The following is a 24,344-nucleotide window of genomic DNA, read 5'->3' as shown; positions in this document are numbered from 1 at the left end:
GGGCCGGCCCCTTGGGTGCGCGGGGAGCGGATGCGGGGCCTAGAAGCCCTTCACGATCCAGTCCTGGACGTCAGGGGTGGGGCTGCCCTGGGTCCACAGGGTCAGCCAGACGCCGTTGCCGAAGGAGTTGCCCTTCGGCGTGATGGCCTTGCCGTAGGCGTTCACGGCGCTGCCGTCCGCCGAGGGGGAGAACCGCTGGACGTCGCTGGAGGGGTTGCACGTCCAGAGCGTCAGCAGCGCGCCGTTGGTGCTCGCGCCGTTCGCCTCGGGGGTGATGCACTTGCCGCTCGCCTTGTGGACGATCAGACCGTTCTCGTACTTCCACCGCTGGGAGTCCGATCCCGTGCACGACCACACGGTGATCGGCGTGCCGTTGGCCGTGCCGTTGCCCTGGGGCGTCGCACAGACGGAGCCCGCCTGGTGGAAGTTGGTGAGCCAGCTCCAGCCGTCGACGGGCTTGCCGGCGTCGGGCTCGATGTTGAACACGACCCTGCGCGGTCCGCTGGAGTCCACCAGCGCCTCGTTGGCGCCCCAGAGTCGCTTGGCGAGGGGGTCCCAGGAGAGGCCCTGGGTCAGCTGCGGCGCCTGGGTGAGGACGTGCGGCGCCTCGCCGGGCTTGGCCACGTGGATGCAGGAGTAGAGCTCGGTGCCGCCCGGCCAGTACGTCGGGCAGGTGCCGCTCATGTAGTAGTTCGTGCCGTCCGTGGCCGTGCCCTGGATGCCCCACACGGGAGAGGTGTAGCCCGTGGTCTCCGAGGCCACCGTGGTGGGAAGGCCGGTGCCGAGGGCCGAAAGCGGCCAGCGGACGATGCGGGAGCCCGCGCCGTTCCGGTTCTCCGCCGAGACCAGGGCCGGGGTCGCGCCGGAGCGGTCGATGCTCAGGCTGCTCAGGCACAGCTCGTTGATGGTGGGGCCGCAGGCGCGGGGGCTGTTGTTGACCCAGGCCGTGGAGACGTTGTCGACCGCGGCGGTGCTGACCGTGCTGTAGCGGGCGACGAGCGGCATCGCCCAGAGGTGGAACCGGGCGGAGGTCCTGCCCGCGTTCAGGCGGGTGAAGGCGCTCGTGGTGTCGTTCATGCGCCACATGCGGGTCAGGTCGAAGACCTGGAGCTCCGCGCCGTTGGCGACGAACAGCCGGTTGCCGTACCAGGCGACGCCGTCCGAGTGCGAGGTGTACTCGAGCGGCTTGAAGTTGCCGTTCACCGGCTCGACGAGGGCGATGTGCCCGTACTTGACCTGGCCGCCGGTCGACTCGGTGATCGTGACCCGCGCGTAGTCCTCGACGGTCGGCGGCTCCCGGTCCTTGACCCACGTCCCGTGGTACCAGGCGGTGGCGGTGAGGGAGCGGCCCGCATACAGCCCGTCGGCGGTGGCGGCATGCGAACCCGCGAAGCCCTGCGGCATCCAGCCCCCGCCGCCGTCCGAGTAGTCCGACCTGTCGTCCTCGTCGTCCCAGCAGAACCCGTCGGGCTTGAGGGCGCCGTTGAGCGCGGTGGCGTGACAGAGACCCGGACGTCCCGTACGGGTGCCGAGGACGTCGGTGACGGTCGCCTTGGCGACTCCGGCGGCCTCGGCGGAGTCGATGAGGCCGGTCTTGTCCCCGTCCACGCGCGTGAGCCTGAAGTTCGCGGCGAACGGGTCCAGGCCGGACGCGGCCTGGGCGGGCTGGGCGGGAAGCAGTACGGAGGCGGCTACGAGGGCCCCGAGGGAGAACCGGGCAAGGCGACTTCTTCGTCCGAACATGAGTTTCATTCACTCAACGTAACCGCCGCCGGCCTGTCATGATCATCTTTTTCACAGGGTCTTCACGCAGGTCACAGGCCTCCACATAGCCCCGAGGGGCCGCTTCGGAGAGATCCGAAGCGGCCCCTCGGGCCCGTTCCCGGAGCGGCTACCTGGCCAGCTTGCCGTTCGCCGTGACCGCGAACCAGGTGCCGCCGACGCCCTGGCCGTTGGTGTCGCCGGGGGTCTTGTCGCCGGTGAACCAGTACAGCGGCCAGCAGTCGATGGTGAGCTGCTTCGTGCCGTCCGTGCGGGTGTACGGGATCAGCTTCTTCGGGTCGACGCCCTCGACCTTGTCGAGGTCGACCAGCTTGGCGGGCTTCCACTTCTCCAGGCAGGCGCCCTCGCAGTTGGACTTCATGGGCCAGGCGGTGTCCTTGGTGAAGCGGTACAGGGTGCGGCCCTTGCCGTCTCGGATGATCTTGCCCAGCTTGTCGTCGTCGGCGAGGGAGAGCGCGGGCGGCGCCGCTTCGCCGGGCTGCCCGACGCCCGCCTTCTTGCCGTCGGGGGTGACGGCGAACCAGGTGCCGCCCACGCCCTGCCCGTTGGTCTGGCCCGGGGCGGTGTCCTTCGCGAAGCGGTAGACCGGCCAGCCCGCGATGGTCAGCTGCTTCACGCCGTCGGCGCGCACCAGGGAACCGACCTTGGCGGCGTCCACGCCGCCCGGCCGGGTGCTGCCGGCGGGCACCGGGGGCCAGGTCTTGGCGCAGCCGCCGGAGCAGGCCGAGGTGGAGGGCTTGGCGGTGTCCTTGTCGAAGCGGTACAGGGTGAAGCCGGCGCCGTCGGTCACCACCGGGCCGAGCGTGGCGTCGTTGCGGACCGCCAGCGGCCCGGACGCCGTGGCGCCGTCGGCCGGAGCAGCCCCGTAACCGTCGGTCCCGGCGCCGTTGCCGTAGCCGTCGGAGGCCGCGGAAGCGGTCGCGCCGGCCGGCGCCTGCGCCGCGGTGCCGGCCTGGTCGCCCTGCGTGCCACAGGCCGTCGCGCCCAGCAGCAGAGCGGTTCCGGCGGCGGCGATGGTGAGCTTGCGCAGGTTCATCATGACTACTCCCGTGTTCGGATGGTTCGTTGGACTCTGTCGGCACCGGAAACACGAGGCCTGTCGGGAGTGGGTTCAACGGATTCCCGGAGTTTTTCCGAAGAGCTCCGGAGTGGGCGCGGAGAAGACGAGGAGCGCCGGCCGGGCCTCGGCCCGACCGGCGCTCCTCATGAGGACCTCGTCGCGAGGTGCGGCTATGCCTGCAAGGGCACGGTGACGAAGCGCTTGCCGGCCTCGTTCTCGACCACGACCGCCCGCACGTCGGCCGGCGCTACCGCCGCCGAGCCGTCGAGCGAGGCGCCCTTGCCCTCGCCGGCGTGCGCCCCGGCGCCCACGACCCAACTGCCGGCCGTGGTCCGGCTGCCGTCGCTGCCCACCACGACGAGCGTGCAGCGCTCGCCCGGCGGCAGTCCGGTCACCGCCGCGTGGACGCGGACCCAGCCCGACGCCGGGGTCACCCGCACGGTCATCCGGGCGCCGCTCGCGGCATCCGTCGCCGAGGCCACCTTGGTGTCCGGCGGAGGTGGGGCGGGCGTCGCCGTGGCCGTCGGCGGCGGGGGCAGGGCGACCGGCGGCGCGTCACCGCCCGAGATCGCCGTACCGGCCCAGAACACGCCGGCGAGCGCGGCTGCCGCCGCCAGGCCCACGAGTGCCCCGCGGCGGCGCCGCGCGCCCGCGCGTTCGTTCCGCATCTGCCGCAGGGTGCGCTGCAGCATCAGGTCGCCGCCCTGCGGCGGCCCGTCGAGGAAAGCCTCCGGCGGCACCTCGCCGAGCGCCGCCTCCATCTCGTGCAACGCGGACACCTCCTGGCGGCATGCCCCGCAGTCCTTCACATGGGCCTCGACGCGCCGGACATCGGCGGCGTCAAGGACACCGAGTACGTACGGGCCGAGCAGTTCCTCCTCGTCGTGCTGCTGCCGGTTCACGCGACCACCTCCCTGAGTCCGGCGGGCTGCTGCGGCACGCTCGGCCGGTTGTCTTCTCTGAACGTCTCGCGCAGCGCCTTCAGCGCGTAGTGCGAGCGGGACTTCACCGTGCCCACCGGAATGCCCAGACGGTCGGCTGCCTCGGCGACACTGCGCTCCCGGTAGTACAGCTCAGTGAGGACGTCGCGGTGTTCCGGCGACAGCCGGTCGAGGGCGCCGAGCACGGTCATCGTGTCGACGACCGAGTCGGCGTGGTCGTCCTCGACCGGGGGCGTCGCGGGCGACTCGGCCACCTCGGCCGGCCGGGCCGCCTTGGCCCGGTAGCGGTCGGTGACGATGTTGCGGGCCACCGTCAGGAGCCAGCCGCGCACCGAGCCCTTCCCGTTGACCAGGGCGTCCGCGTGCCGCCAGGCCCGTATGAGGGTCTCCTGGACGACGTCCTCCGCCGCGGCCCGGTCGCCGGTCAGCCGGGTGGCGTACGCGAGGAGGGCGTTGCCGTGCTCCTCGTACACCGACCTGATCAGTGCCTCGTCGGTCGAGCCCCGCCTGCCGCGGGGCCACAGTGGTCCGGCCATTCACCCGCTCCCGTCTCCGTCTGCTGCGTCGTGCCCCACACGGGAGAGCGTCCCGGACGGTTCATGTGACCCGCATCACATCGCGGACGTTCAGCAGCGGCGGCCGGTGTTGACGCAGCCGACGACGGCCGTCATCTGGGCCTCCGTCATCACGTTGACGAACATGGCGTGGTCGGTCTTGGGGCTGTGCCGCTGCTCGGGGAAGGAGTCCAGCGCGAGCGGCGCGTCGGCGGGCGGGGCATCGTAGGCCAGGCGGATGCGCAGCTCGGGGACGGCGAAGGTGTCCTGGGGGCAGACGCCGTTGGCGGCGGGGAAGCGCAGATGGGTGCGGTCGGCGTTGAGGGTGTCCAGGCCGTTCCAGCAACTGGGGAACACCAGCGTACGGGTGAGCCGGTCGCCCTCGGGGCAGCGCGGGTAACGGGTGGTGAACCGGTCGGGCGCGCTCGCGCAGCCCCACCGTGCCCGGACGCCCTCGTCGCTGCGCGCGGTGTACGCCACGGCGTCGCCGGTCAGGGCGCGCAGGAAGCGGGGCATCGCGACGACCTTCGTGACCGGGTTGCCGTGGAACTCGAGCCGCACGTCGGCCGGTCGCAGGATCTCGCCCGCGTTGCCGTGCCCGGCCGCCTTCTCGTACGGGCGGGTCGCGGGCCGGTCGGCACGGCGCAGCACCGGCCAGTAGTAGGTGGAGCGGTCGCCGCCGCGGCAGGTGGTGGAAGCGGTGGCCAGGCTCCGGTCCGTCGAGAGCGCGTCGGTGGACAGGTTGCCCACGTACGCGTGGGTGTGGTGGGCGCCGCCCTTGAGGCCGGGCGAGACCACCAGGTTGTCCTGGTTGTAGTGCCCCTCCTCGTTGCGGCCGCAGTCGACCCTGAACGAGCCGGTGGAGGCGTCGGGTCCGGGGCGCGGCGACCCGCCGGGAGCGGGCGGCAGGTCCCGGATGTCGGCGTACTCCTCGGGCGAGGGCAGGCCGGACGCCCCCATGTGCGACCTGCCCGCCTCGGACGCGCCGATCACGGCTGCGGTCAGGGCACCCCCACCCAGGGCCAGGCAGACGAGCAGCGTCGGCAGTCGGCGTTCTCTCCCCATGCGGGTCACCGTCGCCGTTCGATGTCGTACCCGTCAACCTGACATGGCGTCCGACGGCCAAGATCCCCGTGGCATCCGGCCCCCACCGCTGGCGGCGCTGGCCTCGCACGCCTGTGATGGAGGAAGGAGGTGAGGGCGATGGCGCGGATGCGCGTGGAGAACGAGGGGAAGGGCGGGGTCGGGGAGAAGGGGGAGGAACGGGAGCGAGGGGAGAAGGAGGAGAAGAGGGAGAAGGGGGAGAAGGGGGAGAAGGGCAGTGGCGGCGGGGAGATCGTCGTCCGTCTTTCGCCGCGGGAGCGGCTCGCGGCCCGACGTGGTGCGGTCAGGGTCCCGCTGACCGCGTTGCGTGCCGCCTACGTCGAGCCCGACTGGTGGCGGGCCCTGCGCGGGGCCAAGGGCAAGGGCCTGTGGATCCCGGACCGCCTGTGTGTGGGGACCCGGATCCTCCCGGACGGTGAGGACTTCGTCGTGATCCACCCCGGGCGCCCCGTCCTCTGCGTCGAGCTGCGCGGCTCCGCGCCCTACCGCCGCCTCGCGGTGTCCGATCCCGAGCCGGAGCAGGCCCTGAGCGCCCTCATGCCGTACGTGCCCGTGGACCGCCTCGATCCGGAACCGGGCTGACGAGACGCCGAACGCGCCGGGTACGCACGCGCGACACGCGTCCGACCCGGCGCGATCTTGCCTTGGCCGGGCGCGCTTTGGCCGGGCCGGCGTTGGCCGATCCCGCCCTGGCCGGGCCGCCCCGGACGAGCCTGCGCGGCCGGGTCAGCCCGCCGCCGCCATCGGCTCCTCGCCTCCGCCGGCGGGCGCGTCCGCTCCGCGCCGGACCGTGCAGTGCAGCGAGTCGTCCACCACGTCGGCGACGATCGTGTCCCCGGGGTCCGCCTCGCCGCCGAGCAGCAGCATGGCGATGCGGTTGTCGAGCTCCGTCTGGATCGTGCGGCGCAACGGCCTCGCGCCGAACTCCGGCTGGTAGCCGTGCGCGACGAGGAGTCTCTTCGCCGCCTCCGTGACCTCCAGCTTCAGACCCTGCGCGTGGACGCGGTGGCCGCTGCGCTCGAGGAGGTGCTCGACGATTCGCGTCAGGTCGTCCTCGGTGAGGCTGTGGAAGACGATGATGTCGTCGATGCGGTTGAGGAACTCCGGCAGGAACCGGCCCCGCAGATCCTCCATCAGCTCGTCCTTGAGCTCGGCCGCGTCGCCCTCGTGGGCGAGGATCCGGTGGGCGCCGATGTTGGAGGTCATGATGACGACGCAGTGCCGGAAGTCGACCGTGCGGCCCTGGCCGTCGGTGAGCCGGCCGTCGTCGAGGATCTGGAGCAGGGTGTTGAAGACGTCGGGGTGCGCCTTCTCCACCTCGTCGAACAGCACGACGCTGTACGGCTGGCGGCGGACCTTCTCGGTGAGCTGGCCGGCCTCCTCGTAACCGACGTATCCGGGCGGCGCCCCGACGAGGCGCGCGACCGTGTGCTTCTCCTGGAACTCGCTCATGTCGAAGCGGATCATCCGGTCCTCGTCGCCGAACAGCAGCTCCGCGAGGGTCTTGGCGAGCTCGGTCTTGCCCACGCCCGTGGGGCCGAGGAAGAGGAAGGAGCCGACGGGGCGGTTCGGGTCGCCCATGCCGGCGCGGTTGCGCCGGACGGCCTCGGAGACGGCGGTGACGGCCTCGTCCTGGCCGACGATCCGGGCGTGCATCTCCTCCTCGAGCCTGAGGAGCCGCTCCTTCTCGCTCGTGGTGAGCTGGGACACGGGGATGCCGGTGCGGCGCGAGACGATGTCGGCGATGTCGGAGGCGGTGACCGAGACGACGCCCTCGCGCCGCTCCTCGATGCCGGCGAGCTCTCCCTCCACCTCGGCGATCTGCTGCTTCAGCTCCGAGGCCTTCTCGAACTGCTCGCCCGCGACGGCCTCGTCCTTCTCGCGGCGCAGCTTCGCGAGCCGGTCCTCCCGGCTGACCACCTCGGTGGAGCGGGAGGCGCTGCGCAGCCGTACGCGGGCGCCGGCCTGGTCCATCAGGTCGATGGCCTTGTCGGGCAGGAAGCGGTCGCTGACGTAGCGGTCGGAGAGCTCGGCCGCGGCCGCCAGAGCCCCGTCGGCGAACCGGACCTGGTGGTGGGCCTCGTACGCGTCGCGCAGACCTTCGAGGATCTGGACGGTCTCCTCGACCGTCGGCTCGGGGATCAGCACGGGCTGGAAGCGGCGTTCGAGGGCGGCGTCCTTCTCGACGTGCTTGCGGTACTCGTCGATCGTGGTCGCGCCCACCACGTGGAGCTCGCCGCGGGCGAGGGCGGGCTTGAGCATGTTGCCCGCGTCCATCGCGCCCTCTCCCGTCGCGCCGGCTCCGACGACCGTGTGCAGTTCGTCGATGAAGAGGATGATGTCGCCGCCCGCCTCCTGGACCTCCTCGATGACCTTCTTCAGCCGCTCCTCGAACTGCCCGCGGTACTGCGCGCCGGCCACCATCCCGGACATGTCGAGGGAGACGACCCGCTTGTCCTTCAGGGTGTTCGGCACCTCGCCCGCCACGATGCGCTGGGCGAGGCCCTCCACGATGGCGGTCTTGCCGACGCCGGGCTCGCCGATGAGCACCGGGTTGTTCTTGGAGCGCCGGGAGAGGATCTCGACGGTCTGCTCGATCTCGTCGGCCCGGCCGACCACCGGGTCGAGCCTTCCGGCCCGGGCCTCCTCGGTGAGGTCCCTGCCGAACTCGTCGAGGGTGGTGGCCGGCTGCTTCGGGGCAGCCGGGGTGCCGTCGGTGCGTGACGGCTGGTCCGTACGGCTGTGCAGCTTGCCGACGTCGAGGTCTTCGGCCTGCAGGAAGCGTCCGGCGCCGGAGTCGGCGTCGGAGAGGAGCGCGCCGAGGATGTGCTCGGGGCCGATGTACGAGGCGCCCGACGCCTGGGCGTAGGCGTGGGCCGCGCCGAGGGTGCGCTTGGCGGCCGGGGTGAGCCCGGATTCGGCGGACGGCTCGGCGGCCTCGCGGGGGAGCACCTCGGCGATCCGCGCCGCGAGCTGCTCGGGGTCGACCCCGGCCCTGGCGAGGAGCCGCCGCGAGGGCTCGACCTGCGTGGCGGCCCAGAGCAGGTGCTCGGTGTCGAGGTCGGACGTGCCGTCCTCGGCCGCCTTGCGCGTGGCCAGGTTGATGAGCTGGTGCGAGGACTCCGTCAGGAGCCGGCCGATCGGTACGCGTTGTACGGCCGGGGGCGACGACCCCGGCGACATACCGAAGAACCGGTTCAGCAGGTCGCTGAAGGGGTCGGACGAACCGAAGGAAGAACCGAAGGCCATCGACATGCTGAAGCTCCTGAGGAGGGTGGAGGTCCTCACCGGGTCCACCGGTTCCACCGGGCTCACCGGGTACCGGTCCTCACCACTCAAACCCCGCCCCCACCGCCCCGCAAGCGGGGTACGGTCCGCCGGCCCCCCGCCCGGACGCGCCTGCGACACCTGCGCGTGGCGCCTGCGACGGGGCTGCGCCCCGCCTGCGATGGCGGGCCCGGGACGACCGGCCTAGCCTGGGCGGAAGTCCCTCGTGCGCCGCGGAAGGGTGAGCGATGTGAGCGCCTCCCAGGAAGAGACGGGCCGGGCGGAGGCCCGGGTGGGCCCCGCCCCCGAGGGGGAGCCGGAGTTCCACCCGTATCACCACCCCGCCGCCGGATGGGGTGCGGCCAAGAGCGTGACCCGCTTCATGAAGCGGGAGGGCACGCTCGTCGACGGTCCGCGGGCCATCCTCAAGATGAACCACGAGAACGGAGGCTTCGACTGCCCCGGCTGCGCCTGGCCCGACGACACCAAGGGGCTGCACCTCGACATCTGCGAGAACGGCATCAAGCACGTCACGTGGGAGATGACCCGCAAGCGGGTCGGCCGCGAGTTCTTCGCGGACCACACGGTGACCGAGCTGTCCTCGTGGAGCGACTACGACCTGGAGAACCAGGGCCGGCTGACCGAACCGATGGTCTACGACCCCGACACCGACCACTACGTCCCCATCAGCTGGAAGGACGCCTTCGCGCTCGTCGGGCGTACCCTGCGCGAGCTCGAGTCCCCGCATCAGGCCGCGTACTACACCTCGGGCCGGCTCGGCAACGAGGCCACCTTCCTCTACCAGCTCATGGCGCGGGAACTGGGCACCAACAACCTGCCCGACTGCTCCAACATGTGCCACGAGGCCAGCGGCCGGGCCCTCACGGCCTCGCTCGGCACGGGCAAGGGCACCGTCGACCTCAAGGACTGGGAGGCCACCGACGCGCTGTTCATCATCGGCGTCAACGCCGCCTCCAACGCCCCCCGGATGCTGACCGCCCTCACCGAGGCGCACCACCGCGGGGCCGCCATCGTGCACATCAACCCGCTGGTCGAGGCCGCCGCCACCCGCGCGATCATCCCGCACGACTTCCGCGACATGGCCACCTTCCACGCCACCCGCACCAGCACCCTCAACCTCCAGCCGCGCATCGGCGGCGACATGGCGCTGCTGCGCGGCATGGCGAAGGCGATCCTGGAGCAGTCCGCCTCCGACCCCAAGGCGCTGGACCGCGAGTTCATCGACCGGCACACCGACGGCTTCGACGCCTACCGCGCGGTGTGCGAGGCCACCTCCTGGGAGGAGATCGAGCGCCAGTCGGGGCTCAGCCGGCCCGAGATCCTCATGGCGGCGCGCGTCTACCGCGAGGCCGACCGTTCCATCGTCAGCTGGTGCCTGGGCGTCACCCAGCACGAGCACGGCGTCGACACCGTACGCGAGATCGTCAACCTCCTTCTGCTGCGCGGCAACCTGGGCCGAGAGGGCGCCGGCCCGTCCCCGGTGCGCGGCCACAGCAACGTCCAGGGCAACCGCACCTGCGGCATCGACCACCGCCCCGGCACCGAGTTCCTGGACCGCCTCGCGGAGGTCTGCGGGATCGACCCGCCGCGCGAGCACGGCCTGGACACGGTGGGCACCCTGCAGGCCATGCACCGCGGCGACGTGAAGGTCTTCATCGGTATGGGCGGCAACTTCGCCCTCGCCGCGCCCGACACCCCCTACACGTACGAGGCACTGCGCACCTGCGAGCTGACCGTGCAGGTCAGCACCAAGCTGAACCGCAGTCACCTCGTCCACGGCAGCGCGGCGCTCATCCTGCCCTGCCTCGGCCGCACCGAGAAGGACCACCAGCACGCCGGCGTCCAGAGCACGTCCGTCGAGGACTCGATGAGCATGGTGCACCTGTCCGTCGGCATGAAACGCCCCGCCTCGCCGCACCTGCTCTCCGAGCCGGCCATCGTCGCCGGCATCGCGCGCGCGGCCCTCCCCGACAGCGCCACCCCGTGGGAGTGGTACATCGAGGACTACGACCGCATCCGCGACACCATGGCCAAGGCGCTCGACGGCTTCGAGGACTTCAACCGCCGGGTACGGCTGCCCCTCGGCTTCCGGATCAGGCAGCCCGCCCGCGAACTGGTCTTCCTCACCCCGTCCGGGCGTGCGGAGTTCTCGGCCGCGCCGCTGCCTGACGTGGTCCCCGAACCGGGCACCCTGGCGCTCGGCACCATGCGCTCGCACGACCAGTGGAACACCACCATCTACTCCGACAACGACCGCTACCGCGGCATCGACAACCTGCGCACCCTCGTCTTCATGAACGAGGACGACATGCGCGAGCGCGGCATCGAGAAGTTCGACCCCGTCGACATCACCAGCACGGCCAGGGACGGCAGCCGACGCCATCTCCACGGCTACCTGGCGATCCCGTACGACATCCCGCGCGGCTGCGCGGCCGGCTACATGCCGGAGATGAACGTGCTGTGCGCGCTGGGCGACTACAGCACCCAGAGCGACCAGCCGATCATGAAGCACCTGAAGGTCACGATCGCCCCGGCGGCCGCCTGACCAGGGACTGCGCGCGAGACCGGGCGCCGATACGCCGAACCCGGCCGCTCCGCCGGCGACGTGCACCCGGTGCGGGCCTGCGCCCTACCTGGCCGGACCGAGCGAGACCACCGCCGCGGTCGTGGTGCCCTCCGGCGTCCGGTACGTCACCGTGTCGCCCGCGCGGTGGCCGAGCAGGGCGCGGCCGAGCGGACTGTCGGCGGTCACCAGGCCGAGGTCGGGCGCCTCGGCGAGCTCGCCCAGACGCACCGTCGACTCCGTGCCGTCGGCGAAGCGCACGGTGACCGTGCTGCCCACCCCCACCACGTCCGTGGAGGGCGGCCCCGCGACGGACGCCTCGCGGATCCGGCCCTCGATCTCGTCGATGCGCTGCTCCAGGCGTGCCACGTCCCCGGCTCGCTGCAACTCGTCGGCCTCGTCTGCCCGGTCGCCCACGGGATCCTCGTCACGGATGGTCGCCGCCACCCTCGCCCGTTCGGCGCGCAACTCGCCGAGCTCCTCCTGGAGCGCTCGCAGGGCGTCGGCGCTGATGGGCTCGGGACCGTCGGTCATGGCTGCTCCCGCGTCGGCTCGGGGACGGATGAGTACGAGGCGTTCCCATTACCGCATCGCCACTCGGACCCGGCAAATCAGTGACGGCCCCGACCGGGCGGCCCCGGCGGCGGGCCCGTACCCGGCCTTCGTACACCGTTCGCCGAGAACCTCCACATTGTGTGTGCACCGGGCCCCGGCCTTTTCACCGTGCTCCGAAACCGCCCCTGCGCTGCGCCCGGACAGTCATTGTTTGTCCTTTTGGTCGCCCCGGTGGTCACGGGTGCCCCGAAGTGTTACTCGGTTCTGCGGAGAAGCTGTCACCGTTCCGTGAAACAAGGCGCACTCCGGTGAATCGAGCTGCACATCAGCCCCCTGATCGGGCGTCAACCGAATTGGCGACGTCACCCGTTCCCGTGCTTTGATCCTGCCGCCGCGGCAAGAAAGACGGATTCCCCCCCACTGCAAACGAAGGGTGCGCATCATGCGTGACAACCTCGAGACCCGTGAGATCGCCGACGCCGAGCTCGACGCCGTCTCCGGCGGCATCGTCAACATCTCCGGCGGCCTCGTCGGCGCCGTGACCAGCGACGTCGCGGGCGTCCTCGGCACCGTCGGCTCGCTGAACACCGTCCAGGGTGCGACCGGCCTCGTCGGCGGCGTCCCCGGCCTGGCCACCGGCCTCACCGGCGTCTCCGTGAACGCCACCGCCGTCACCGGTATCGCCGGTCTCTGAGCGGAACGGTCATGAACCCCGGAACTCCACGTTTCGGGGTTCATGGCCTCCCGTCGCATTACCGCAACGAATGCAGCCGAAGGAATAGCCCGTGCAGTTCCGTGAGAAGGCGCTTTCCAAGCTGCAGTCACCCGAGGAACTCGACCTCCCCGTGCGATTCGCGCGCCCCCAGGGACGTCTCGTCCTCGCCGTCACCGTGCTCGTGATGGCCGCCGCGACCGTCTGGGCCTTCACCGGGACGGTCTCCGCCAAGCTCACCGCCCCGGGCATCCTCACCCACGCCGGCGGCAGCTACCTGCTGCAGAGCCCCGTCGCCGGCCAGGTCACCCGGGTCCTCGCGCAGGAAGGCCGCACCGTCGCCGCCGGCGCGCCGCTCCTCACCGTGCGCACCGACAAGGGCGACCAGTCGGTCCGCGCCGTCGAGGGCGGCCGGGTCACCACCCTGTTCGCCAGCACCGGCTCCGTCGTCAGGACCGGCGCGGACGTGGCCACCGTCGAGCGCGTGACGAGCCCGGACGAGCCGCTCGTCGTCATGATGTACGTGCCGGGCGCGCAGGCGGCGACCGTCCGGGTCGGCGCATCGGTGGACCTGAGGGTCCCGACCGCGCCGCAGGAACGGTTCGGCGTGCTGCGCGGCACGGTCGACGCGGTGGGCCGCACCCCCCAGACCGGGGCCCAGATCGGCGCGTTCCTCGGCGACGGCGGGCTCGGCGAGCAGTTCGCCGGGCAGGGCGGCGCGGTCGCCGTGCGCGTACGCCTCCAGCGCTCGACCGCCACCGCCTCCGGCTACGCCTGGTCCTCCACGGACGGCCCCCCGTACGCCGTCGACTCCGGCACCCCGGTCTCCGGCGCCGTCCATCTCTCCGCCCAACGCCCCGTCGACTGGCTGCTCCCGTGACCTCGTCCCCCCGCCGGCGCCGCCCGCCGTCCAGGCGCCTCCCCAAAGGCCGCCGCCCCCGCGCCGTCCGAACCCCCACCGTGCTGCAGATGGAGGCGGTGGAGTGCGGCGCCGCCGCGCTCGCCATGGTCCTCGGCCATTTCCGACGCTTCGTCCCCCTGGAGGAGCTGCGGATCGCCTGCGGCGTCTCCCGCGACGGCTCGCGCGCAAGCAACCTCCTCAAGGCGGCCCGGAGTTACGGCCTGCAGGCCAAGGGCATGCAGATGGACCTGGCGGCGCTCGCCGAGGTCCAGGCCCCTGCCGTGCTCTTCTGGGAGTTCAACCACTACGTCGTCTACGACGGCATGGGGCGCCGCTTCGGCCGCGCGGGCGTGTACGTCAACGACCCGGGCAAGGGGCGACGGTTCGTCCCCATGGACGAGTTCGACACCAGCTTCACCGGCATCGTGCTCACCTTCGAACCGGGCGCCGGCTTCCGCCGCGGCGGCCGCAAGCCCAGCGTCTTCGGCGCCATGCCGGCCCGGATGCGCGGCACGTCGGGCACCCTGGCCGCGGCGCTGCTGGCCAGCCTCCTCCTGGTGGTCGTCGGCGCCGCGCTGCCCGCGCTGAGCCGTACCTACATCGACATGTTCCTGATGGAAGGCCAGTCCTCGCTGCTCGGCGTCGTGTTCGCGGCGATGGCCGGCGCGATCGGGCTCAGCGCCCTGCTCACCGGGCTCCAGCAGGCCAATCTGCTGCGCGGGCGGATCATCTCCTCGACCCTCGGCAGCGCCCGCTTCCTGCGGCACCTCCTGCGCCTCCCCGTCGCCTTCTACGCCCAGCGCAGCCCCGCCGACCTGGTCCAGCGGCTGCGGTCCAACGACGTGGTCGCCGAGACCCTCGCCCGCGACCTGTCCGCGGCGGGCGTGGACGCGGTCGTGGTCGTGCTCTACGCCGTATTGCTGTGGACGTACGACCCCCAGCTCACCCTCCTCGGCGTGCTCGTCGCCCTGCTCAACGTCGCGGCCATGCGGATCGTGATCCAGGTCCGTGCCACCGGCACCCACAAACTCCGCGCCGAGAGCGCCCGGTTGACGAACACCTCGTACAGCGGACTGCAGCTCATCGAGACCATGAAGGCCACCGGCGGCGAGAACGGCTTCTTCCGCCGCTGGGCCGGCCAGCACGCCGTCACCCTCGACGTGCAGCAGCGGCTCGGCGTGCCCAGCGCCTGGCTGGCGATCGTCGCCCCCACCCTGGCCGCGCTCAACAGCGCCCTGATCCTGATGATCGGCGGCCTGCGGGCGGTCGAGGGCCACCTCACCGTCGGTCTGCTCGTCGCCTTCCAGTCCCTGGTGACCGGCTTCACCGCGCCCATCACCCGCCTCGGAGGCGCCGCCGGACGCATCCAGGACTTCGCCGCCGACGTCGCCCGGCTCAAGGACGTCGAGAGCTTCCCCGCCGACCCCGTCCACACCCGCCGCGAGCCGGCCGCCGGTGCCCGCAGGCTCACCGGCCGGGTCGAACTCGACCGCGTCACCTTCGGCTACAGCCCGCTCGACGCCCCGCTCCTGAAGGACTTCTCGCTCTCCGTCGGGCCCGGCCGCCAGGTCGCCCTCGTCGGCGGCTCCGGCAGCGGGAAGTCCACCGTCTCGCGGCTGATCGCCGGGCTCTACGCCCCCTGGGAGGGCACCGTCCGCATCGACGAGATGCGTCTGGAGGACATCCCGCGCGGCGCGCTCGCCGCCTCCGTGTCCTTCGTCGACCAGGACGTCTTCCTCTTCGAGGGCACCGTCCGTGACAACGTGGCCCTGTGGGACCCCTCCGTCCCGGACGAGGCCGTCGTCGCCGCGCTCCAGGACGCCGCCGTGTTCGACGTGGTCTCCCGCCGTCCCGGCGGCATCCACAGCCGGGTCGAGCAGGACGGCCGCAACTTCTCCGGCGGCCAGCGCCAACGCCTGGAGATCGCCCGCGCGTTGGTACGGGAACCCAGCGTGCTCGTGCTCGACGAGGTCACCAGCGCGCTCGACGCCGTCACCGAGCGGCTCGTCATCGACAACCTGCGCCGCCGCGGCTGCGCCTGCGTGGTCATCGCCCACCGGCTGAGCACCGTCCGCGACAGCGACGAGATCCTCGTGCTGGACCGCGGCACGGTCGTCGAACGCGGGCGGCACGAGCAGCTGGTCGCCGCGGGCGGACCGTACGCCCACCTGGTCAAGGAGCACTGAGGTGACCACCCCGCAGCCCGCCGCGGCGGCCACCGCGCAGCCCGCACAGGCCCCCGCCGCCCCGGCCTCACTCGACCCGGTGGTCGCGGCCCTCGGCGGCCTCGGCACGCCCGTCGACTGCAGCGACCTGCGCAGCCTGTCCCTCGAAGGCCCCCTGGTGCTGTGGCTGGTCGTGCACGGCGCCCTGGACCTGTTCGCCGTCGACGCGGCGCTGCTCGGGCAGTGGCACTTCCTCGGCCGCCTCGACGCGGGCACCCTGCTGCTCGGCCCCCCGGAGGGCCCCGAGCACACGCTGGTCGGCCGCCCGTCGCGCGAGTGCGTGCTGCGCCGCATCGAGCTGCGCGAGCTGCAGCGGGCGGCGTACGAGGGACAGCCGGGCGGGTGGCACGACGCCCAGTGGCACGGGTCGTACGGCGACTACGGCGACCACGGAGTCCACACCCCGTACGGCGTCGCCCCCAGCCCCCTCGAAAGCGCCTTCGCCCTCGGCATCGGGCGCGGCCTGCACGTCCTGTACCAGGCACCGCTCGACGGCCGCGCCGACGACGCCATCGAGTGGCTGCGGGTCAGCCCCGGCGACGTGCACTACGGCGCCGCCTACGAGGGCGGGGCCGACGGCACCCTCCTCGTGGACCCCGCCATGTGGCAGGGCATGGTCGAGCAGCAGTACCGGCTGCTGCACGCCCTGGACCGCTGGATCGAGCACCGCGAGCGCGCCCACGAGGACCGGACGGCGGCCGGACTCGCGGCCGGCCGGGAGGCCCGTACCGAAGCCGACCGCACCCTCCTCGCCTCCATCGACCGCTCCCGCCGCGGCGCCCGCCCCGGTGCGAGCGCGGACGCGACCCTCGCCGCGTGCCGCCTGGTCGCCGCCGAGGCGCGCATCACCCTGGCCGACCGCATCGAGGCCGCCGACCCGGGAAACGGCGCCGAAGCGGCCATGGACCCCGTCGAACGCGTGGCGCTCGCCTCGCGCATCCGCACCCGCGCGATCCGGCTCGCCGGCGGCTGGTGGCGGGAGAACACCGGTCCGCTGGTGGGCCGGCGCGAAAAGGACGGCGCGCCGGTCGCCCTGCTGTGGCGGCGCGGCGGTTACGTGGCGGTCGACCCGGCCACCGGGCGGCGCGAGCGGATCGGCGAGGCCGGCGAGGCCGGGTACGAACGGCACGCCGTCATGTTCTACCGCCCGCTGCCCGAGGGCAGGCTGGGCCTGCCCGCCCTGGTCCGGTTCAGTCTGCGCGGCACCCGCTCCGAACTGCGCTCCATCGTCTTCGGCGGGCTCGCCGCGGTCGCCCTGGGCGCGCTGGTGCCCGTCGCCACGGGCACCGTGCTCGGCCGCTACGTGCCGGCGGGCGAGACAGGCCTCATCGTGCAGACGGCGATCGCGCTGATCGCGGCCGCCGTGGTCTCGGCCGGGTTCATGCTGCTGCAGAACATCGCCATCCTCCGCATGGAGGGCCGCATCGAGGCCACCCTCCAACCAGCCGTATGGGACCGGCTGTTGAAGCTTCCGACCACGTTCTTCACCGGCCGCTCGACGGGTGAGCTCGCCGGCGCGGCCATGGGCATCAGCACCATCCGCCGTACGCTCTCCGGCATCGGATCGGTCTGCGTGCAGGCCGGCACGGTCGGCGCGGTGAACCTCACGCTGCTCCTCGTACACAGCGTCCCGCTCGCACTGACCGCGATCGCCATGCTGCTCGTGATCGCGGTGCTCCTCCTCGGGCTCGGGCTGTGGCAACTCCGCTATCAGCGACGACTGATCCGGATGAACCACCGCCTCGACAACCGGGCCTTCCAGACCCTGCGCGGGCTGCCCAAACTCCGCGTCGCCGCCGCCGAGAGCTTCGCCTACGCCGCCTGGGCCCGGGAGTTCGCCGGCACGCGCGTGCTCCAGCAGCGGGTCGGCCGGCTGCAGAACGTCACCACGGTGCTCGGCGCGGTCTGCCTGCCGCTGTGCACCCTCGTGATGTTCATGCTGCTCGCAGGGCCGGCCCGCGGCACCCTGTCGGCGGGGGAGTTCCTCACCTTCAGCACCGCGGTGACCCTGCTGCTGTCCTCGGTGACCCAGCTGACCGGAGCCCTCCTCTCCGCCGCCGCCGTGCTGCCCGTCTTCGAGGAGGTCGCCCCGATCCTGCGCGAGCGGCCCGAGGTACGCGCCGCGGCGACCCGCCCCGGCCTGCTCAGCGGAGCCGTCGAGGCCCGGCAGCTCGCGTACCGCTACACCGAGGACGGCCCGCTCGTCCTCGACGGCGTCGACGTCCGCGTCGAGCCGGGCGAGTTCGTGGCGATCGTCGGCGCCAGCGGCTGCGGCAAGTCCACGCTGCTGCGCCTCCTCATCGGCTTCGACCGGCCCACCACCGGCAGCGTGCTCTACGACGGCCAGGACCTGGCCGCCCTGGACCAGGCGGCCGTACGCCGTCAGTGCGGCGTCGTCCTGCAGAGCGCCCAGCCCTTCACCGGGTCGATCCTCGACTGCATCCGGGGCACCGAGGCCTACTCCCTGGAGGAGGTGTGGGCGGCCGCCGCCATGGCGGGCCTCGCCGAGGACATCCAGGCCATGCCCATGGGCCTGCACACCATGCTCTCCGACGGCGGCGGCACCATCTCGGGCGGCCAGCGCCAGCGCCTGATGATCGCCCAGGCCCTGATCCGCCGCCCCCGCATCCTCTTCCTCGACGAGGCCACCAGTGCGCTCGACAACGAGGCCCAGCGCGTCGTCATCGAGTCCACCCGCGCCCTGCGGGCGACCCGCGTCGTGATCGCCCACCGCCTTTCCACCGTCATGGACGCCGACCGCGTGATCGCCATGGCCGACGGCCGCGTCGTCCAGCAGGGCCCGCCGGCCGAACTCCTGGCGGACACCGACGGGCTCTTCCACGACCTGGTCAGGCGACAGCTGACCTGAGCGCCGGGCTCCTCACCCCTGGTCGAGGTACTTGACGCGATCCTCGAGATCCTTCATCATCTGGTCGTCCCGCCCGGCGCGGTACTCGGCCATGAACGTGTGCAGCATGCCGTCAGCCGTGAGCGCCGCCCAGGTGTCCACCTTGCGGCCGTCCGCCAGTTCGTACGTCCGACCGGTGCCTTTCACGCCACCGATCTCCTTGTCCTGGACATCTTCGGTCAGCGCCGGTTCGGTCCGGATACGGTTGCGCAGGCTGGTGAGAGCCGTCTCGATGGTCGTCTCCTTCATGGGCATGGGAAGGGCCACGGGAACCGACTGGAGGCTGAGTCGCTGCTCGCCGTCCGGGGACTCGAAGCGACCATGGCCCGCGCCCTTGGTGGAGTATCTCCACGTCGAAGGCTGGCAGAGGGTGTATCGGCCGAGTGGGTCGTAGTGCGTACGCAAGTCGCCCGACCGGGACTCGCGGACCTTCTCGGCGCTCTCCAGCATCCGGTCGTCGACGTAGACGTCGACCCGGTATTCGCCGGCTGATGGGCACTGGAATTCAACGAGTCCGGTCCAGACGGCCGGCCCCTGCCGGGGAAGATCTGCGAACGGCTCGAAGGTGTTGAGGTCGTGACGCTGGACCCAAGGGTCGCCCGGACCTTTTCGGAAATAGAAGATCTTCGACACCAGAGAGTTCGGAAGGATATTCGTGTACGTCATGCCGACGTTGATATGGGGGCCGTCCAGATTCAGGTCGAGAGCCTGGATGGATGCCCGATCGGCCGGGACGTGGCGGCCGGGAACCCGGGCTTCGGCCTCGCTCTTGACCAGCATCCCCTGGAGGCGGCGCACCGCTTCGATTCGCTCGGGCTGCTGAGCCAGAAGAATCTCCAGCTGGGTCCTGGCGGATGCGTAGAGCTCGCTGCGCTCCAGGAGGGACCGCTTCTGGAAGAGCTTGATCGAGCGCCGGAACTCCCGCTGTGCCTGCTCCGTCCGCCCCCGCGCCGCCATGGCCAGTGCGAGGTTCAGCCGGGGTATGGGGAGAGCGTCGTTCATCGCTATGGCTCGACGCGTGAACTCCTCCATCTTCTCGTAGTCCTTGAGGTGGAAGTAATTGGCCCCCTGATTGGCAAGGTTCGCGAAGGTCTCTTCGCCCAGCTGAATGGCCCGGTCGAGGTCCGCGACGTTCTCCCTCCGGGCTCGGGGGCTCATGACGTTGAAGACGTACCGGGAGCCGGGGTTCTCGGCTGCCGCACGCGCGTCGGCACGTTTCTGGAAGCCCACACCGTACTGTCCGCTGTCCCGAACCGCACTCGTGTAGGAAGCCATGGCCTTCCCGGGCTCGCCCCGGAGCAGTAGACGGTCGCCTTCGGCCACGGCCTTCATCGCCCTTTCGGAGATGTGCGGAACCGGTGTCAGCACGACGATGAGGAAGCCGACCAGGGTCGCCACGGAGATGGCGGCCGCCGGCCACCAGAAGAACGGGCGGATCCGAGGGGTGATGGTCGCGGACAGTCCCAGGAGGGCGAGAGCGATGGCCAGCAGAGTGATCCCGCCGACGTAGAGGCTTGCCTTGTCGCCCCACTCCGCCGCCATTCGGCGGCTGGTCTGCTGGTGGAGTTGCGCGAGAACGGGCCTCGCCGCAGCATCGGCCCAGGAAAGGGGCGCGTTCTGGAGACTCGGCTCCTGCTGCGGCAAGGGGGACAGATCGGCCACTTCGCCGGAGGCTTCCTCCCAGTGATCCGCTCGGGTGGATTCCCCTGGCATCGACAGCAGTTCGGCGCGCGCTTCGGCGATCGCCCGCCGCTGTCTGAACGCCGCCACGATGGTGAGCCCGCCGAGACGGTCGTAGTACTCGGACAAGGCCGCGCTCTTCTCGGACATCGCCAGGACGGCGTTCCTCTGCGCGTCGCGAGCGGCTTCGTCCTCGTACGTACCTGCTCGGCATGCGGCATACCCGAGGACACTGCCGAACAGGGCGATGACCGCGACGGAGAGCGCGAGGCGCCGGTTGAACGGCGTATGGACGGTGTCGATGTCCGGGACGTTCAGCTCCTGGTCACGGTGGCTGGGCATGTCAGGTCCACCCTCCGGTGAACACCAGGACGGGGATCACCACGACCCCGGCGACCGTGCCGGCCCCGGCGATCCAGGGTCGCAGGCGCACCGGGCCGATCCTCGCCACCGTGAGGAGTGTGAGGACCGCGAGGGTCGCGACGACGCCGAGCGCGTAGCGCTCGCTCCGCGCACGGTGGCGGTCGGCGGCGGAAGCCGTGCGTGCGGGCTGGTCGCCCGGCACGTAGGACGCGTACTCCAAGCTTTGGAGGACGTCCTGGAAGCGCCCTTCGTAGTCGTACGTCGCTTGTGCTCCCACCCCTTTGAGCTTGCTCCAGTCGAACGCGGCACCGACCTCGCTGGAGGCTCTGGCCACCCTTCTCATGAGCATGGCCGAGTCCAGAAGCGGGGCGGCGTCAGGCGCGCCCCGTGCTTCCGCTTCCAGCCTGCCGGCCTCCGCGTAGGACTGGCGGTACCGGCCGACCAGGGCGCGCTCGTGGCGGACCTGGATATCGGCCTCCACCTGACGCGACTTGACCGTCACCGTCTCCAACTGGGCATATCTGTCGTCGTCCACCGCGGAGCTCTCCTCCCGGAGTGACAGGAAGGTGAGGACCGCACCGCACATGGTGGCGATCCCGATCGCCAGCACGATCGCGAACTCCCAGGGCTCCCGTCCCGGCTGCCCGGCGCTCGCCCCCGCCGTCCTGGATCGTCCGCGGCGCCGGAGTGCCCGTCGGACCGATGGCCGACGAGAACGACCTGGCTGAGATCTGGGGCGCGTGTCGTCATCCACGACTCCCAGTGAAGGGTCCGCCTCCGCACCGCGCATGCGGAGGGCCCTCTCCTTCACTCGATCGCACGAGGAGGCCGAAACCCCCGACTACGAGGTCGCCCGCAGGGTCAGCGCCTCACCGCGGAAGGTGCGGCGGTAGGCCAGGGGTGTGACGCCGATCGCGGCGTGCAGGTGCTGGCGGAGTGAGGTGCCGGTGGCGAAGCCGACCTGGCCGGCGATGTCGTCGACCGCCAGGTCGGTGGACTCCAGGAGGTGCCGGGCGCGGGACACGCGCTGCTGGATCAGCCAGCGGCCGGGGCTCACCCCGACCTCCTCGGTGAAGCGGCGGGCGAAGGTGCGCAGGCTCATCCGGGCGTGCCCGGCGAGCTCCGTGAGGGTCAGCGGCTCGTGCAGGTTCTCCAGGGCCCACTGGCGGGTGGCCGAGGTCCCCTGCGTATCGGCCTCCGGCACCGGCTGCTCGATGTACTGGGCCTGCCCGCCGTCCCGCCACGGCGGGACGATACAGGCGCGTGCCACCTGGTTGGCGACCGCGGTGCCGTGGTCACGCCGTACGAGATGGAGACACACGTCCACGCCCGCGGCGGCCCCGGCCGAGGTCAGCACGTCACCGTCGTCGACGAACAGCACGTCCGGGTCGAGGTCCACGTACGGGAACCACTCCCGGAAGCGCTCGGCGAGCAGCCAGTGCGTCGTGGCCGGCCGGCCGTCGAGCATCCCGGCGGCCGCCAGGACGAAGGCGCCCGTGCAGATGGACACGATCCGCGCGCCCTCGGGGATGGCCGCGAGCGCGTCGGTGACACCGGCGGGCAGCTCGGGAGTCAGCAGGGCCCGGTCGAACGGCGGCAGCACCACCGTGTCGGCCGTGCGCAGCGCGTCGAGGCCGTGACCGACCGTGACCGAGAAGTCGGAGTTGGTGCGGACAGGACCACCGTCGACCGAGCAGGTCAGCACCTCGTAGCGGCCCTCGGCGGAGCCGAAGACCCGGTTCGCGATGCCCAGCTCGAAGGGGTACACCCCGTCCAGGGCGAGTACGACGACGCGGTGGACGCTTCCCATGGCACGATCCTGTCGAAAGATGGCTTTCATGCCATGGTACGCGAGTGGGCCCGCACGCCAGGCTGGTACGCATGACGAACAACGCCCCCGAGGCCACCACCGCCACCATGCGCGCCATCAGCCAGTCCACCCACGGAGCCCCCGACGTCCTCCACGAGGCCGTCCTGCCCCGGCCGGTGCCGGGACCGAGCCAGATCCTGGTCGCCGTGCGCGCCTCCGGGGTCAACCCGACCGACTGGAAGCACCGCTCCCGGCCCGGCCTCTTCCTCGACCATCTGCCGCTGGTCCTCGGCTGGGACGTCTCCGGCGTCGTCGAGGCCGTCGGCTACGGGGTCACCCTCTTCAAGCCGGGCGACGAGGTCTTCGGCATGCTGCCCTACCCCCACGGCGTCGGCGCCCACGCCGAGTACGTGACCGCCCCCGCCCGCGCCTTCGCGCACAAGCCGGACGGCCTCGACCACGTCCAGGCCGGCGCCCTGCCGCTCGCCGCCCTCACCGCGTACCAGGCGCTCGTCGACACCGCCGGGGTCCGCGCCGGGCAGCGCGTCCTGGTGCACGCCGCCGCCGGCGGGGTCGGCCACCTCGCCGTCCAGATCGCCAAGGCCCGCGGCGCGTACGTGATCGGCACCGCGAGCGCCCCCAAGCACGAGTTCCTGCGCTCGCTGGGCGCGGACGAGGTGATCGACTACCGCACGACCGACTTCCGCGAGGCGACCGGCGACATCGACGTCGTCCTCGACCCGCTGGCCGGCGACACCCGGGCCCGCTCCCTGGACGTCGTGCGCCCCGGCGGCGTCATCGTCTCGCTGCTGTCGGGCGCCGGCCCGGACCTGACGGCGCAGGCCGCGGAGCGGGGCATCCGGATGGAGACCCTGCTGGTCGAGGCCGACCACGCCGGCATGAACGCGATCGCCGAGCTCGCCGCGTCCGGCGCCCTGCGCGCCCACGTCGAGGCGGTCTTCCCGCTCACCGAGGCGTCCAAGGCCCACGCCCTGGGCGAGACCGACCGCACCAGCGGCAAGATCGTCCTCGTCGTCGACGGCTCCTGAGCCGCCCGGACCGGACCACCGCTCAGGACCTTCCGGCCTCGTCGAAGAACGCCGTCAGCACCGCCGTGAACTCCTCGGGGTCCGTCACGTGCGGCGTGTGCCCGGCACCCTCGTAGACATGGGTACGGGCCCAGGGCAGCGCCCCGGCGAGCCGGTCGAAGACCGCCCCGAACCAGGGCGGGCTGTGCGCGCCGCGCGACAGCAGCGCGGGAGCGGTGAAGTCGTGCAGCTCGGACGGGTCGAGGGCGGCCCACAGCGGGTCGCCCTGCTCGTCGAGGAACGTGGGGGCGTTGGCGACGAAGGTCTCCTTGACCTTCGTCGGGCACTGCTCCCACGCTCCAGGGCCGAAGGCGACCTCGTCCACGAACTGCCGCGCCCCGGCGAGGGCGTCCCCCTCCCGCAGCCGGTCGGCGCATGCGCCGAGCAGCCGGCGGGTCTCCGCCACCTGTTCGCGGTACTCGGGGACGTCGGCGACCACGTCGAGCAGCGGCGGCTCGTGGACGGCGATCCCCCGGAACAGCTCCGGGCGCCGGGCGGCCAGACCGAGGGCGGTCGAGGCGCCGAACGAGTTGCCGACGACGTACGCCGGCGCGAAACCCAGCACCTCCATCAGCGCCCCCAGGTCATCCTCGTCCTCGCGGCGCGTCCCCTGCCCGTCCGGCCGGTCGCTCTCGCTGTGCCCGCGCCGGTCGTACACCAGCACGCGGTAGCGCAGGGCGAGGCCGTGGACCACCGCGTCCCAGTTGTGGTGGTCGACCCAGGAGCCGTGCACGAGCACCAGCGGGTCCCCGTCCCCGCCGGCCTCGAAGAACAGTCCGACGCCGTTGACCTCGACCCTTGCCATGCGCG

General features: G+C 72.0%; 18 protein-coding genes. 7 read left to right on the top strand and 11 right to left on the bottom strand.

The genetic code is table 11. The features are described from left to right. Positions 1–39 precede the first annotated feature (39 nt). From ACIGEZ_RS26230 to ACIGEZ_RS26210, 5 genes are all read right to left on the bottom strand, one after another. A complete protein-coding gene (locus ACIGEZ_RS26230) occupies positions 40–1,752 on the bottom strand; it encodes an RICIN domain-containing protein (RefSeq protein ID WP_399835259.1) in 1,713 nt (570 codons plus the stop codon). Between the two features lie 139 nt (positions 1,753–1,891). After that, a complete protein-coding gene (locus ACIGEZ_RS26225; RefSeq protein ID WP_399835256.1) occupies positions 1,892–2,821 on the bottom strand; it encodes an SCO0930 family lipoprotein in 930 nt (309 codons plus the stop codon). Between the two features lie 191 nt (positions 2,822–3,012). Further along, on the bottom strand, positions 3,013–3,744 hold the full coding sequence (locus ACIGEZ_RS26220) for a zf-HC2 domain-containing protein (protein ID WP_399835254.1): 732 nt from the start codon (positions 3,742–3,744) through the stop codon (positions 3,013–3,015). Next, the gene (locus ACIGEZ_RS26215) at positions 3,741–4,319 is read right to left on the bottom strand and encodes a sigma-70 family RNA polymerase sigma factor (RefSeq protein ID WP_399835251.1); all 579 of its coding nucleotides are present in this window, start codon (positions 4,317–4,319) and stop codon (positions 3,741–3,743) included. Before ACIGEZ_RS26215 ends, ACIGEZ_RS26220 begins: the two co-directional genes overlap by 4 nt. A 90-nt stretch (positions 4,320–4,409) precedes the next feature. Then, entirely contained in the window at positions 4,410–5,402 is a 993-nt protein-coding gene (locus tag ACIGEZ_RS26210) for a DUF1996 domain-containing protein (RefSeq protein ID WP_399835249.1), read from the bottom strand. A gap of 138 nt (positions 5,403–5,540) precedes the next feature. Here ACIGEZ_RS26210 and ACIGEZ_RS26205 point away from each other — a divergent pair, with 138 nt between their 5' ends. Then, positions 5,541–6,023, top strand: a complete 483-nt coding sequence (locus tag ACIGEZ_RS26205; RefSeq protein WP_399835246.1) for a hypothetical protein — start codon at positions 5,541–5,543, stop codon at positions 6,021–6,023. 144 nt (positions 6,024–6,167) lie between these two features. On the opposite strand, the gene ACIGEZ_RS26200 is transcribed toward ACIGEZ_RS26205, so the two are convergent. Continuing rightward, on the bottom strand, positions 6,168–8,696 hold the full coding sequence (locus ACIGEZ_RS26200) for an ATP-dependent Clp protease ATP-binding subunit (protein ID WP_399835243.1): 2,529 nt from the start codon (positions 8,694–8,696) through the stop codon (positions 6,168–6,170). 262 nt (positions 8,697–8,958) lie between these two features. Here ACIGEZ_RS26200 and ACIGEZ_RS26195 point away from each other — a divergent pair, with 262 nt between their 5' ends. After that, positions 8,959–11,274 (top strand): FdhF/YdeP family oxidoreductase, encoded by a 2,316-nt coding sequence (locus tag ACIGEZ_RS26195; RefSeq protein ID WP_399835239.1) that lies wholly within the window; start codon positions 8,959–8,961, stop codon positions 11,272–11,274. 84 nt (positions 11,275–11,358) lie between these two features. Here the strand turns inward: ACIGEZ_RS26195 and ACIGEZ_RS26190 are convergent, their stop codons facing one another. Next, complete coding sequence (locus tag ACIGEZ_RS26190; protein WP_399835237.1) at positions 11,359–11,826, bottom strand: GreA/GreB family elongation factor; 468 nt, start codon at positions 11,824–11,826, stop codon at positions 11,359–11,361. Between the two features lie 463 nt (positions 11,827–12,289). Here ACIGEZ_RS26190 and ACIGEZ_RS26185 point away from each other — a divergent pair, with 463 nt between their 5' ends. The 4 genes from ACIGEZ_RS26185 to ACIGEZ_RS26170 all read left to right on the top strand — a co-directional run bounded on the left by ACIGEZ_RS26185 (position 12,290) and on the right by ACIGEZ_RS26170 (position 18,554). Further along, the gene (locus ACIGEZ_RS26185) at positions 12,290–12,541 is read left to right on the top strand and encodes a hypothetical protein (RefSeq protein ID WP_399835234.1); all 252 of its coding nucleotides are present in this window, start codon (positions 12,290–12,292) and stop codon (positions 12,539–12,541) included. Positions 12,542–12,632: 91 nt separating this feature from the next. Next, positions 12,633–13,439, top strand: coding sequence for an HlyD family efflux transporter periplasmic adaptor subunit (locus ACIGEZ_RS26180; protein ID WP_399835231.1), 807 nt, complete (start codon positions 12,633–12,635; stop codon positions 13,437–13,439). Between the two features lie 89 nt (positions 13,440–13,528). Beyond that, positions 13,529–15,646 carry an NHLP family bacteriocin export ABC transporter peptidase/permease/ATPase subunit gene (locus tag ACIGEZ_RS26175; RefSeq protein WP_399835228.1) on the top strand — a complete coding sequence of 706 codons (2,118 nt, stop codon included), beginning with the start codon at positions 13,529–13,531 and terminating at the stop codon, positions 15,644–15,646. 1 nt (position 15,647) lies between these two features. After that, positions 15,648–18,554 carry an NHLP bacteriocin export ABC transporter permease/ATPase subunit gene (locus ACIGEZ_RS26170; protein ID WP_399835226.1) on the top strand — a complete coding sequence of 969 codons (2,907 nt, stop codon included), beginning with the start codon at positions 15,648–15,650 and terminating at the stop codon, positions 18,552–18,554. A 12-nt stretch (positions 18,555–18,566) separates the two neighbouring features. Here ACIGEZ_RS26170 and ACIGEZ_RS26165 read toward each other — a convergent pair whose 3' ends face one another. The 3 genes from ACIGEZ_RS26165 to ACIGEZ_RS26155 form a co-directional block, all read right to left on the bottom strand. Then, a complete protein-coding gene (locus tag ACIGEZ_RS26165) occupies positions 18,567–20,615 on the bottom strand; it encodes a tetratricopeptide repeat protein (protein ID WP_399835223.1) in 2,049 nt (682 codons plus the stop codon). Position 20,616: 1 nt separating this feature from the next. After that, complete coding sequence (locus ACIGEZ_RS26160) at positions 20,617–21,246, bottom strand: hypothetical protein (RefSeq protein WP_399835221.1); 630 nt, start codon at positions 21,244–21,246, stop codon at positions 20,617–20,619. Positions 21,247–21,477: 231 nt separating this feature from the next. Then, a complete protein-coding gene (locus tag ACIGEZ_RS26155; protein ID WP_399835218.1) occupies positions 21,478–22,446 on the bottom strand; it encodes a GlxA family transcriptional regulator in 969 nt (322 codons plus the stop codon). 107 nt (positions 22,447–22,553) lie between these two features. Here ACIGEZ_RS26155 and ACIGEZ_RS26150 point away from each other — a divergent pair, with 107 nt between their 5' ends. Beyond that, a complete protein-coding gene (locus ACIGEZ_RS26150; protein ID WP_399835277.1) occupies positions 22,554–23,495 on the top strand; it encodes an NADP-dependent oxidoreductase in 942 nt (313 codons plus the stop codon). Positions 23,496–23,517: 22 nt separating this feature from the next. Here ACIGEZ_RS26150 and ACIGEZ_RS26145 read toward each other — a convergent pair whose 3' ends face one another. Further along, entirely contained in the window at positions 23,518–24,339 is an 822-nt protein-coding gene (locus ACIGEZ_RS26145; protein WP_399835215.1) for an alpha/beta fold hydrolase, read from the bottom strand. Between the last annotated feature and the right edge of the window lie 5 nt (positions 24,340–24,344).

This window comes from Streptomyces sp. NPDC085481 (assembly GCF_044541845.1).
Taxonomy (GTDB): domain Bacteria; phylum Actinomycetota; class Actinomycetes; order Streptomycetales; family Streptomycetaceae; genus Streptomyces.
The sequence above is the reverse complement of the archived record's forward strand: the minus strand, read 5'-3'. Positions and strand labels throughout refer to the sequence as shown.

What these genes read in the sequence shown, in the direction of transcription:
- ACIGEZ_RS26190 (WP_399835237.1), bottom strand. Translation starts at nt 11,826, where the DNA reads ATGACCGACGGTCCCGAGCCCATCAGCGCCGACGCCCTGCGAGCGCTC.
- ACIGEZ_RS26200 (WP_399835243.1), bottom strand. Translation starts at nt 8,696, where the DNA reads ATGTCGATGGCCTTCGGTTCTTCCTTCGGTTCGTCCGACCCCTTCAGC.
- ACIGEZ_RS26210 (WP_399835249.1), bottom strand. Translation starts at nt 5,402, where the DNA reads ATGGGGAGAGAACGCCGACTGCCGACGCTGCTCGTCTGCCTGGCCCTG.
- ACIGEZ_RS26150 (WP_399835277.1), top strand. Translation starts at nt 22,554, where the DNA reads ATGCGCGCCATCAGCCAGTCCACCCACGGAGCCCCCGACGTCCTCCAC.
- ACIGEZ_RS26215 (WP_399835251.1), bottom strand. Translation starts at nt 4,319, where the DNA reads ATGGCCGGACCACTGTGGCCCCGCGGCAGGCGGGGCTCGACCGACGAG.
- ACIGEZ_RS26205 (WP_399835246.1), top strand. Translation starts at nt 5,541, where the DNA reads ATGGCGCGGATGCGCGTGGAGAACGAGGGGAAGGGCGGGGTCGGGGAG.
- ACIGEZ_RS26165 (WP_399835223.1), bottom strand. Translation starts at nt 20,615, where the DNA reads ATGCCCAGCCACCGTGACCAGGAGCTGAACGTCCCGGACATCGACACC.
- ACIGEZ_RS26185 (WP_399835234.1), top strand. Translation starts at nt 12,290, where the DNA reads ATGCGTGACAACCTCGAGACCCGTGAGATCGCCGACGCCGAGCTCGAC.
- ACIGEZ_RS26145 (WP_399835215.1), bottom strand. Translation starts at nt 24,339, where the DNA reads ATGGCAAGGGTCGAGGTCAACGGCGTCGGACTGTTCTTCGAGGCCGGC.
- ACIGEZ_RS26155 (WP_399835218.1), bottom strand. Translation starts at nt 22,446, where the DNA reads ATGGGAAGCGTCCACCGCGTCGTCGTACTCGCCCTGGACGGGGTGTAC.
- ACIGEZ_RS26225 (WP_399835256.1), bottom strand. Translation starts at nt 2,821, where the DNA reads ATGATGAACCTGCGCAAGCTCACCATCGCCGCCGCCGGAACCGCTCTG.
- ACIGEZ_RS26230 (WP_399835259.1), bottom strand. Translation starts at nt 1,752, where the DNA reads ATGAAACTCATGTTCGGACGAAGAAGTCGCCTTGCCCGGTTCTCCCTC.
- ACIGEZ_RS26175 (WP_399835228.1), top strand. Translation starts at nt 13,529, where the DNA reads ATGGAGGCGGTGGAGTGCGGCGCCGCCGCGCTCGCCATGGTCCTCGGC.